11 protein-coding genes are annotated in these 11,847 nt (G+C 31.0%); 7 read left to right on the top strand and 4 right to left on the bottom strand.

The annotated features are described in order from the left end of the window. The first annotated feature begins 65 nt into the window (after positions 1–65). From ACQY6M_RS00290 to ACQY6M_RS00270, 5 genes are all read left to right on the top strand, one after another. Positions 66–1,430, top strand: a complete 1,365-nt coding sequence (locus tag ACQY6M_RS00290) for an HTTM domain-containing protein (protein WP_428742698.1) — start codon at positions 66–68, stop codon at positions 1,428–1,430. Beyond that, positions 1,420–3,897, top strand: a complete 2,478-nt coding sequence (locus ACQY6M_RS00285) for a TonB-dependent receptor family protein (RefSeq protein WP_428742697.1) — start codon at positions 1,420–1,422, stop codon at positions 3,895–3,897. The genes ACQY6M_RS00290 and ACQY6M_RS00285 overlap by 11 nt, the downstream gene beginning before the upstream one ends. A gap of 76 nt (positions 3,898–3,973) precedes the next feature. Then, positions 3,974–4,477, top strand: coding sequence for a hypothetical protein (locus ACQY6M_RS00280; protein WP_428742696.1), 504 nt, complete (start codon positions 3,974–3,976; stop codon positions 4,475–4,477). A gap of 2 nt (positions 4,478–4,479) precedes the next feature. Beyond that, complete coding sequence (locus tag ACQY6M_RS00275; RefSeq protein ID WP_428742695.1) at positions 4,480–6,186, top strand: ATP-binding protein; 1,707 nt, start codon at positions 4,480–4,482, stop codon at positions 6,184–6,186. A 4-nt stretch (positions 6,187–6,190) separates the two neighbouring features. Further along, positions 6,191–6,934, top strand: coding sequence for a LytR/AlgR family response regulator transcription factor (locus ACQY6M_RS00270; protein WP_428742694.1), 744 nt, complete (start codon positions 6,191–6,193; stop codon positions 6,932–6,934). A 7-nt stretch (positions 6,935–6,941) separates the two neighbouring features. Here the strand turns inward: ACQY6M_RS00270 and ACQY6M_RS00265 are convergent, their stop codons facing one another. From ACQY6M_RS00265 to ACQY6M_RS00255, 3 genes are all read right to left on the bottom strand, one after another. Next, positions 6,942–7,211: a hypothetical protein gene (locus ACQY6M_RS00265; RefSeq protein WP_428742693.1), complete on the bottom strand. Its 270-nt coding sequence runs from the start codon at positions 7,209–7,211 to the stop codon at positions 6,942–6,944. Positions 7,212–7,216: 5 nt separating this feature from the next. Then, positions 7,217–7,804 carry a hypothetical protein gene (locus tag ACQY6M_RS00260; protein ID WP_428742692.1) on the bottom strand — a complete coding sequence of 196 codons (588 nt, stop codon included), beginning with the start codon at positions 7,802–7,804 and terminating at the stop codon, positions 7,217–7,219. Positions 7,805–7,950: 146 nt separating this feature from the next. Then, positions 7,951–8,700, bottom strand: a complete 750-nt coding sequence (locus ACQY6M_RS00255) for a hypothetical protein (protein ID WP_428742691.1) — start codon at positions 8,698–8,700, stop codon at positions 7,951–7,953. 256 nt (positions 8,701–8,956) lie between these two features. Between ACQY6M_RS00255 and guaB the strand changes: the two genes are divergently transcribed. Next, positions 8,957–10,432: an IMP dehydrogenase gene (guaB, locus tag ACQY6M_RS00250; RefSeq protein WP_428742690.1), complete on the top strand. Its 1,476-nt coding sequence runs from the start codon at positions 8,957–8,959 to the stop codon at positions 10,430–10,432. Between the two features lie 84 nt (positions 10,433–10,516). On the opposite strand, the gene ACQY6M_RS00245 is transcribed toward guaB, so the two are convergent. Further along, positions 10,517–11,248, bottom strand: a complete 732-nt coding sequence (locus ACQY6M_RS00245) for a hypothetical protein (protein ID WP_428742689.1) — start codon at positions 11,246–11,248, stop codon at positions 10,517–10,519. A 373-nt stretch (positions 11,249–11,621) separates the two neighbouring features. Between ACQY6M_RS00245 and ACQY6M_RS00240 the strand changes: the two genes are divergently transcribed. Continuing rightward, positions 11,622–11,801, top strand: coding sequence for a hypothetical protein (locus ACQY6M_RS00240; RefSeq protein WP_428742688.1), 180 nt, complete (start codon positions 11,622–11,624; stop codon positions 11,799–11,801). The last annotated feature ends 46 nt before the right edge of the window (positions 11,802–11,847 follow it).

Genomic DNA, 11,847 nt, shown 5'->3' with positions numbered 1-11,847 from the left:
TTACAAGCAGCTTTTATTAAAAATAGCTTTTTCATCTTTTAAATTATAGATGAATACTTCTTAAAATGTTTTCAAAAAATTATCTTTCTAGGCAAACAAATTCAGCTCCTTTAGCTATTTTTCGTGTTTTTTTTGGAATTATGATGTTTTTTAGCATCATAAGATTTTGGTATCATGGTTGGATTGAAACCTTGTATTTACAACCAAAATTTCATTTTTCATATTACGGTTTTGAATGGGTAAAGCCATTAGGTAATTACACCTATTTACTTTTTATCATTTGTGGGTTTTCTGCAGCTTTTATAGCAATCGGTTTTAGGTATCGATTAGCGATTATAACCTTCTTTTTAAGTTTTACCTATATAGAGTTAATGGATAAAACTACCTATTTAAACCATTATTACTTTATAAGTGTATTGAGCTTTTTGTTAATCTTTTTACCAGCAAATGCTCAATTTTCATTAGATGCCTATATACGAAAAAAAGAATATTTATCGGTTCCAAAATGGACAATAGATAGCGTAAAATTGCTACTAGGTGTCGTTTATTTTTATGCAGGATTAGCAAAAGCAAATTCTGATTGGTTGTTTAGAGCACAACCGTTAAAGATATGGTTGCCTTCAAAATATGATTTACCTTTTATAGGTGAAAATTTACTACAACAAGATTGGTTTTTTTATGCAATGAGCTGGTGTGGTATGTTGTATGACTTAACGATCCCGTTTTTACTGCTTTGGAAAAGAACACGATTGTTAGCATTTTCATTGGTCGTATTTTTTCATGTATTTACACGTGTACTATTTCCAATAGGAATGTTTCCTTTTATAATGATTGTGGCGACCCTAATTTTTTTCGATGCTTCTTTACACGAGAAAATTATTCAAATTATAAAGCGTATTTTTTCTATTTCTTCAGAGAAAGTACAGCAAGTCACCTTATATGAATTTTCAAAAGCAAAGAGAAAAATAATGCTACCAATCATAGGTGTTTTGTTAGCGATTCAAATATTGTTTCCTTGGCGTTATTTTTTATACCCAGGTGAGTTGTTTTGGACAGAAGAAGGCTTTCGTTTTTCATGGCGTGTAATGTTGATGGAAAAAGCAGGCTATGCTAATTTTAAAATAGTTGATGGGGAAACAGGGAAGTTTTTTTATGTAAACAATGCCGATTTTTTAACTCCTTTTCAAGAAAAGCAAATGAGCTTTCAACCAGATTTTATTTTAGAATATGCTCATTATTTAGGAGATCATTTTAAAAATGAAGGTCATAAAAATATTGAAGTTTATGTAGACAGTTTTGTGGCTTTAAATGGACGACTGAGTCAACCATTTATAAATCCTGAAATTGATTTATACCAACAAAAAGAGAGTTTTAAACACAAAAATTGGATTTTACCTTTTACCGACAAAATTAAAATTTATGGACTATAAAAATATGTTCAATCATTCAAAGTTCAATCAAGCAGTAACATTTAAAGCTATATGCATACTGTTATTACTTACTACTTCAGTATTTGCACAAAATAAAGTGTCAGGAGTGGTAACTTCTGAAGTAAACAAAGCATTAAATAAAGTAAAAGTATATAACCTGCAAGGTAGGTTGTTGGCTGAAACAAATAGTAATGGAGCTTATCAATTCATAACAGACAAGCAACAACTTAATTTAATGTTTTATGTTGATAATTATCAATTAAAAGAAGTTCAAGTAACAATCGATAAAGATGTTGTATTAAATGTTCAAATGAACTCTTTTTCAGAAGAATTATCAGAAATAGAGATCAAGGTACAACGTAAAAAAGTTTTTGAATTACAAAGATTAAAAGATGTAGAGGAAACAGCTATTTATGCTGGGAAAAAAACCGAAGTAGTATTGGTAAATCAATCTACAGCGGCCTTGGCCTCAAATAACGCACGTCAAATATATAGCCAAGTAGCAGGATTGAATATTTTTCAAAATGATGATGCCGGATTACAGTTAAATATTGGAGGTAGAGGGCTGGATCCTAATAGAACTTCTAATTTTAATACCCGTCAAAATGGGTATGATATTAGTGCTGATGTATTAGGATATCCAGAAAGCTATTATACACCACCAGCAGAAGCATTGAATGAAATTCAAATAATAAGAGGAGCGGCTTCATTACAATACGGAACGCAATTTGGAGGATTGGTAAATTTTGTAATGAAGAAGCCAAATCCAAATAAGCCACTGGAAATTATAACAAGAAATACTTTAGGAAGTAACAATTTGTTTACCAACTTTACAAGTGTTGGAGGTACAAAAGGAAAGGTAAGTTATTATGGATATTATAACTACAAGCAAGGAGATGGTTTCCGTCCAAATTCTGAGTTTGCCTCAAAAAATGCCTTTGCACATTTAGGATATCAGCTATCAGATAAAACAAAATTAGAAGCTGAAATTACCTATTTAAACTATCTTGCTCAACAAGCAGGAGGGCTAACAGATACAATGTTTTTAGAAGATCCTTTTCAGAGTAATAGATCACGAAATTGGTTTGAAGTTAATTGGTGGTTATATAATTTTAAGATTCTACATGATTTTTCAGAAAAAACAAAACTGTCAATTAGTCTTTCTGGTTTAGATGCTTCAAGAAAAGCAATTGGCTATAGAGGAAACTATAAAGATTCACAATCAAACCCAGTAAGTGATTTAGATGTACAAGATCCAAGGACAGGAGAATATGAGATTAGAGATTTAGTTGTTGGTAAGTTTAAAAACTGGTCTCTTGAAGCAAGATTGCTATCAGAATATAGCTTGTTCAATAGAGAGAATATCTTCTTAATAGGAGCAAAATATTACAAAGCAAATAATACATCACGACAAGGAGCAGGGACGAGAGGAATTGATGCAGATTTTAATTTTGTTACAACAGATGATTATATAAGCTCAAGCTTCACCTTACCAAATGAAAATATTGCAGTTTTTGGTGAAAACATATTTAAGTTTTCTGATAAATTTAGTGTAACACCTGGTTTTAGAGTAGAATATATTAATACACAAAGTGATGGTGTTTATACGATAGTAAATTATGATTCGGCAGGTAATCCTTTGCCGAATAATAATAATGAGTTTGAAGATAATAGAATTAAAGAAAGAAGTTTTGTATTACTTGGTTTAGGAGCTAGTTATAAACCTAATGGTAATGCTGAGTTTTATGCGAATGTATCTCAAAATTATCGTTCAGTTACGTTTTCTGATATTAGAACAGTAAGTCCCACTTTTTTAGTTGATGAGAATATTAAAGATTCTAAAGGATTTACAGCCGATTTTGGTATTAGAGGGCAATACAAAAAGTATTTATCTTACGATGTTAGTACTTTTGGATTATTCTATAATAATAGGATAGGTATTGTTTTAGAGTCTAACGGACCAAACAAAGGAGATCGATTAAGAACAAACATAGGAGATGCCTTTATTTATGGGGTTGAAAGTTTAATAGATTTTAATATGTTAAATATATTAAACATTGAAAATAACAACTATTCCTTCAATATGTTTAGTAACTTATCTTTAATTGATTCTGAGTACACAAAATCTAAAAAATCAGGAGTAGAAGGAAATAAAGTTGAATTTATTCCAAATATTAATTTTAAAACGGGTATTAGATTTGGGTATAAAAATTTATTATCAAGCCTTCAATATTCTTATTTATCAAAACAATATACGGATGCGACAAATTCGGCAGCTGATATTCCTTCTTATGATATTGTAGACTTCTCATTATCATATAAATATAAAATATTTAAACTTGAAACAGGTGTTAATAACCTGTTAGATGAAAAATATTTTACCCGTAGAGCTACAGGATACCCAGGTCCAGGAATCATTCCATCAGCGCCTAGAAACTGGTATGTAACACTTCAATTTAAATTTTAAAACTATGTTTAGTTAAGGCTTTTCCATGTGGTCTTTTTTTGTATTTTTAACGGACTAACCAAAAAAATATAAAAGAATGGGAAACCCAGTAAACGTTAACGGAGTTACATTAGAATTAAAGTATTTTAGAAAGTTTGACACTAATATTAGTGTAGATATTGTGCCTACAGGACCTTTAGTAAACATGTCTAGAGTTGAAACAGGAAATAATGCAACCCCTAATATCGTAACGGTTTTAGCATATTTACCAGATAATACATTAAATCCAGTAGATAACACAAGCGGATTACAACTACAAGGAAATGAAGTGTATTTAAACTACTACGGAGTTACACCAACTCGAATCTTAAACAAAGATGGTGGATATGATACAGTAAGTTGTAGAGACTTTAGAGTCGAATTTAATTGTGCTGAAGTAGCTAGCCAATACGATTTATATTATGTGCAGTTTGCATATCAATTAGATGAAGGAACTCCTTCTGTAGATATGATTTTAGTACGTAACGAAAATGATGATCCAGAAACGGATAGAGGAACGGTAACTATGCCAGCAGATCCTGAACCGCCAACACAATTTTAGTTTTGAGTAAACTATTTTCTATTCTAGTGTTAATAAATTTGTTTTTTTTACAGGTTGATAAACCCAAAAAGAGCAAGAGTTTTATAGAGAGAGGTGATTTAATCTGTGAGAAATATAAAAACAAGACTTTTTGTGAGGCTTTAAAGTTTTATAAAGAAAAGCAATATGACTCTTGCTACGCTTACAGTGCTAAAGTTTTATTGTTAACTAAAAATGAAGAAGAGATTAATTACCTCAATTTTATACAGGGGTACAGTGCTTGTAAAAAGAGGCTTTATCAAAAAGCATTACTCAATCTACATTCAATAAGTGATGACGATAAAAATGCATTTGAAAAGCAAAATTTATTAGGTAATGTGTACTTAAACCTTAAAAGGTATAATGAGTCAATAGCTTATTATGAAAAGGCTCTAGAGAAAAAACCTGAAGAATATAGAAAAAAGAATATTTATCATAATATAGGGTTGTCCTATGTACACAAAAAAGAATATTCAAAGGCGAAAGAATACTTTTCAAAAGAACTTAATTTAATTCAAAAGAATGATACGTTAGCTTTGGTAAGAGCTAAGATGGATTTAGCAAGTGTATATTACAATCAATATTTAGATGATGAAGCGATTCCATTGTTTAAAGAAGCTTATGAGTTAGCAAAGACATTTTCTGATGTTGAACTAAAACAATATACAGCCAAAAACATGGCAGTTGTGGAGAAAAATAGAAAAAACTACCAAAAGAGCATAGAGTATTATATGGAATATGGTCGTTGGAAAGACTCTATTTGGAACCGTGATAAAATTTGGGAACTTACAGAAAAAGATAAACAACTAGCGGTAGCACAAAAGCAACAAGAAATTGTATTGCAAGATGAACAGCTAAAGCGTCAAGCAGTGATACAGAAGAGTTTGTTAATAGGAGCTTCTGGATTATTAGTTTTTCTGGGAATTTTAAGTTATATTTATAGAGAGCTAAAAAATAAGAACAAGTTTATAACCCAACAAAAAGAAGAGCTAAATATAGCTAATAAAACCAAAGACTATTTATTTTCGGTAGTGTCTCACGATTTGCGTTCACCCATTAATACGATTAAACGTCAACACGAAAAGTTAAAACGACAACTAAAAAATAAGGAATACGATGCGGTAGCCGAAACTACCAATAATGCGATAGCATTAACAGAAAGTACTAGTCATTTACTAAATAATGTATTGCATTGGTCGTTAGAGCAAAATAATCAGTTGTCGTTCAATACAGAAGTATATCCTTTAAAACCTTTGGTAGAACAAGCTGTATATAACTTTGAAGAGATTGCTGAAGCTAAAAACATTGAGCTAACAACAAAACTTGAAGCTTCTATTTTAGTAAAAGCAGATAAAGAATCATTAAAAATTGTATTACGGAATTTATTAGACAACGCATTAAAATATACAGGAGAAAACGGTAAAATAGACGTAAAAACCTATAGCGACTCTGAAGATTTTAGTACAATTGAAATTAAAGACACAGGTTTTGGAATTTCAAAAGAAAAACTAGAAAAAATCAAAGGATTAGAAAATCTTAGTATTGATAAAATAAACAGGTCTGAAGGTGTAGGATTGGGTATGTTACTATGTCAAACACTTATAAAAAAGAATAATGGAAGGTTACTCATAGAAAGTGAGTTGGATAGGGGGACTACAATAAGAATTTTGTTACCTAATGCAAAAGCATAGAATTATGAAAAAATTGCAAGTACTACTATTAGAAGATCTAGAAGAAGAAGCTATTGAGTTATCTTCTTTTTTGGAAGAAAATGAATATGAAGTATCTGTTGCTACAAATGCTGAAGAAGCAGAAAAGTTAATTAAAAACCGTTTTTTTGATGCCATTATATTAGATATAATGATTAATGGAAAGCCAGATGGAATAATATTAGCTCAAAGGTTGAATAAAGAAGGAATTAATATTCCGTTTTTGTTTTTAACCAGTATGCAAGGAAAAGATATTTTTGACGAAGCAAAGCTTACCAATCCTCTTATTTATCTTCTAAAGCCGTATAACAAATTAGAACTACTTTTCTCGTTAGAGTTGGCCATTGAATCCTGTTATCAACAAAATAATAGCATTAGTTTAGCATCAGAAAATGCGGTGTTAAGTCCAGAATTCCTTTTTATAAAGAAAAAAAGAAGTGTAGTTAAGGTTGATGTCGCTTCTATAAATTATGTTGAAGTAAAAGAGAAGTACTGTAATTTGATATGTGATTCGGGTAATTACTTAATAAAGTTATCTTTAGTAAAGCTAAAAGAAATGCTTTCAAATCCAGATTTTATGCAGGTGCATAGAAATTACCTAGTAAACATGAAAAGAATAAAAGAAATTTACTTTGAAGATAATTTAATCGTTTTGGAAAATGATGATAAAATACTTTTCAGTGAACGATACAAAAATGTTTTTATCAAAGAAAACACTATCTTCAGGTAAGATAGTGTTATATTAATTTTGAAACTAAACTTATAACAAAGCCAATGCCATTTTCAATATTTGATAGAGCCTTGGCTTTTTCATTATTTGTAGCCATAGCGTCATCTATTAATTTTAAGGTTTTAATAGCGTTAGCGTTTGTAATTTTACTTTCCTTTATCAAATCGTCTACTTCACTCACATCTAAATGAGTCAAGTTAGATAATTGCTGATTAAACTCTGCATCGGTTTGAGATGCAGCTTGCTGTGCTATAGTATTCCAATTTATTGACTCCATATGTATTATTTTTGATTAATTACTTTTTCAATTTGAACCAATTTACCTAAATCGCTTCCTGCAGTATCAATACTATTATTAATAGTGCTTTCAATTTTTTTAAAGTTAACTTCATTTCCTGTTAGTTTATCAATAGCTAATAAGGCATCGTTTTCGGTTGTTTTTACTTTAACAAGAGAGTTGATTAAATTTTGTAAAGAAGTAGTGGCTTTGCTGTAATTAGTATAATTATTGGCTAATTGTTTTAAAACCTCTTGTTCTTGTAAGTTTAATATATTTTGAAGTGAATCCTTTTTATGGTTAATTACTGGTACTATACTACTTAAAATATTTGGAAGTTCTCTTTTGTAATTCAAAGTGTCTGGAAGTAACTTCTCGTAATTTTTTAATAGAGAAGGAGTGTAGGTATTTTTAATAAATAAATCAATGCGTTCTCTACGCTCATCAAAAAGTTGATTAACCAAAGCGACATTTAGTTGATACATGTTATCGCTCTCATGAATAATATCTTTCGTAAGTGTTACTGTAGAACTAGGAACACTGGCACAAGAATAGAATAAAAGTGTAAGTACAATTAGATAAAAAGATTTCATAAGTACAGTTTTTTTTAATTTGAGAGAGGTTGGTAACACTCTAAGTTTGGTTAGTTAGTTTAAGTTGAAGGGATACCTTTTTTAAAAATATCACTTATCAAGTGTTTCAACCTCTCTCTCCCCTTTTTTGTATATGTTTTTCTCGTTTAATTTTTAGACATAATAAATACAGACTTAAGTCGATCTATAATTCCTTGAAGAATACTAAAAATTGCTTCGGAAGAGAATCCGCCTATAAGAGCCAAAGCTCCTTTGTTAAAAAGATCAATATTTTCTGGAGTGGAGGTGTAAACAGAAATAATTTCAGACATAATAAGTCCTGCTACAATACCAAGTATAATATGAGCTATATATGAAATGCATTCTTCCGAAACCATAGTGGACTCTTTAATAGAATCACTAACTTTTTTTAACAGGTGAAAGACAACACCTAAACCAGCAATGGAAGCTAAAAAAGTAAGGTTTAATAGTAATGGAAGCCCAGAATTGTCCATTAAGCCTTTGTCTAGTGAGCTATTATTAACATCAGGAGAAAGTGCTGTACCGATAAATAAAACTAAAAAGAAAAGAGTTAAAAATATTAGGTTTCTTACTATTGGAAGTTTGTTGAAAATTGATTTTCCATTTCCTTCAGAACGTAATGTTTTAGTATATTCTATAGATTTTGGAGTTGCAGGAGCAATATTTTTAACCAGTAAATTATGAGCGTTAATTAAATCGTTTAAGTCTTTACTTTCTATTAATGAGTTAACTTCGGTGTTAATTAGAATGCCATTGTATATGGCATACGATAGCATGTTGTTGATTTCAGTAATTAACTCTTTCGATATTTTAGGATATATATCGTTTGTATTGGGGATTTTTTTTATCTCTTTTACGGGGGTGGTATTTTCCATTGATACTAAAGTTAATTATTTAGCTGATTAAAATTAGATATGTTTTAGGTAAGGAGTTGAGGGGAATCCATAAGCGTAAAAAAGTTGGTTATTAGCGTATCAAATTAAAGAGTGAAGTAAAAATGAGATGTTACTAAAAATTATTTAAGAGGGCTTTTTTTATTAAATTTATTTATATAAACTATAACTTAGTTTTTTGTATTATTTGTAGTATATTTGCATGCAATTAATTAACAACACACTAAATTGATTGCATATGCAAGCTCATCAATCTAAATTTGTAGGAGAAGGATTAACATACGACGATGTATTATTAGTTCCTGCCTACTCAGAAGTACTTCCAAGAGAAGTTTCAATCCAAACAAAATTTACTAGAAACATAACAATCAATGTCCCGATAGTATCTGCAGCTATGGATACTGTTACCGAATCTGCTATGGCTATTGCTATTGCTAGAGAAGGAGGAATCGGAGTGTTACATAAAAATATGACGATAGAGGAACAAGCTCTTGAAGTTCGTAAAGTAAAGCGTGCTGAAAGTGGTATGATTATCGATCCAATTACTTTATCGTTAAACGCAATTGTATTAGATGCTAAACAAGCAATGCGTGAGCATAAAATTGGAGGAATTCCTATCGTTGATGAAGCTGGAAAATTAATAGGAATTGTAACCAACCGCGATTTACGTTTCGAAAAAAATAACGAACGTCCTATCGTTGAAGTAATGACAGCTGAAAACTTAGTAACTGTAGCAGAAGGAACTTCATTAAAAGATGCAGAGGTGATTTTACAAGAAAATAAAATTGAAAAATTACCAGTTGTTAATGACGATGATAAATTAGTAGGGTTAATTACTTTTAGAGATATCACCAAGTTAACCCAAAAGCCTATAGCGAATAAAGATTCATACGGACGTTTACGTGTGGCAGCAGCTTTAGGAGTAACGCATGACGCTGTTGATAGAGCAGCAGCTTTAGTAAATGCAGGAGTTGATGCTGTGATTATTGATACAGCTCATGGACATACCAAAGGAGTGGTTTCTGTATTAAAAGACGTAAAAGCGAAGTTTCCACAATTAGATGTTGTAGTAGGAAATATTGCAACCCCAGAAGCAGCAAAATATTTAGTAGAAGCTGGAGCAGATGCAGTAAAAGTAGGAATTGGACCAGGGTCAATTTGTACTACACGTGTAGTAGCAGGTGTAGGATTCCCACAATTTTCTGCTGTAGTTGAGGTTGCTGCTGCAATTAAAGGAACAGGTGTACCTGTGATTGCTGATGGAGGTATCCGTTATACAGGAGACATCCCAAAAGCAATTGCAGCCGGTGCTGATTGTGTGATGTTAGGATCGTTATTAGCAGGAACAAAAGAATCTCCAGGAGAAACCATTATTTACGACGGAAGAAAATTTAAATCATACCGTGGAATGGGATCTGTTGAAGCAATGAAGCAAGGGTCTAAAGATCGTTATTTCCAAGATGTAGAGGATGATATCAAGAAATTAGTTCCAGAAGGAATTGTAGGGCGTGTACCTTACAAAGGAGAATTACAAGAAAGTATTCACCAATTTGTTGGAGGTTTACGTGCAGGTATGGGATACTGTGGAGCAAAAGATATCGAAACCTTAAAAAACAACGGTAAGTTTGTTCGTATCACTGCAAGTGGGATTAATGAAAGCCATCCGCATGATGTAGCGATTACCAAAGAAGCGCCTAATTATAGTAGAAGATAAATTATAAAGTCATTGCGAATCCGATGTTTCGGGTGAAGCAATCTTAAAAAAACGCTGTTAATAATTAAATTAACAGCGTTTTTTTTATTCTAATAACAAACCTTCATCTTTTAAAATGGTTCTAGTTACAGGGGCTAATTCTTTTAATGTTTCAGGATGTACTCCTCTAGCAGTAAAAAACTCTCGTGTCCCTTCTTTATTACTTCCATACCAATAATTAGGCTCCCCATTAGTAAAAAATTCCATATCCTTGGTAAGTGTTATCTTTTTAAAGGTATCAATGTTTATTGGAAATTGAGTATTGTCTATGGAGTTTTGATCAAGGCAAGAAGCTTTTTCATAGTGGTCTTTTTCCCAAATGATACAAGTATTACTATTAAACAACATTTCTTTATAAACAAATAAAAAAGGTATGATTATTATGCTGCCTACAACAATAATAGATTTTTGTTTTTTACCTTGTTTTTTTTCTTTTCCAGGAAAATGAGTAGTTGAGTTGCTCTCAGTTTCATAGCGCTTTTCCCTCCCCTTATTAATAGTATGCTTTTCTATATAATCTTGATAATCTCGGTAGTTTAAATAGTTAGCAATAAAATCTCTTTGATAGCTATTTGGTGGACTAACACTAATTCCTTCTTTTTCTTCCACATATTTTTCGTAGTAACGTTTTGCTTTTCTTTCACTTATATAATTTTCATCATTATAGCCTACTTCTTGTAACTCATTAGCCCAAAAAACAGCCTTAGCATTTTTATTGGTTTTAAACTCTCTTTTTTCTATAGCATTAAAAAAATCGGTTATAAGTTGTTTAATCATGATTACTTGGTGTTTGTCCAAAAGTATCCAAACTGGTCACTTTTTGGTTACGGATAACCATAAAGAACACAAATACAATGTGGATGAAAATTGGTTAAATCATGGTCCATTTTAATCTTTTTTCATTGCCAATATTTGCATCAGAATTAATCGAGAAAACAAAAAACAAAACAATTGATTAGTTCTAATTAAAAGATAAAACATTGGTAGATTTTCTTAGATGGGAAGCTACTAAAAGACATCGATGTTCATCTTCACTTCCCGCAAAAGAGATGCGCACCTCTTTTAAAAATTCTACACCCACAAGGTGTAACTGTACCTAAGCAAAGTGCTAGGACAGGATAAAATTTATCAATTTTTAAAAGAACCAAAAATGGAAAAAGTTTTATTAATCATAACATTTTTAGTAACAAATGGATTATATACAATAAATACAAACACAACAACTGTAGCACCAGAAACTAACTCTACGGAGACAACGACAACTGATACAGGAGGAGAAGAAGATCCAATTGATGATGAAGAGGAGGATCCAAATCCTACTGGAAATTAAAATAAGATTAGATGAAAAGAGGATATTTGATATCCTCTTTTTTGTT

The sequence above is a fragment of the Tenacibaculum sp. genome, from assembly GCF_050290165.1.
GTDB lineage: Bacteria > Bacteroidota > Bacteroidia > Flavobacteriales > Flavobacteriaceae > Polaribacter.
The sequence above is the reverse complement of the archived record's forward strand: the minus strand, read 5'-3'. Positions and strand labels throughout refer to the sequence as shown.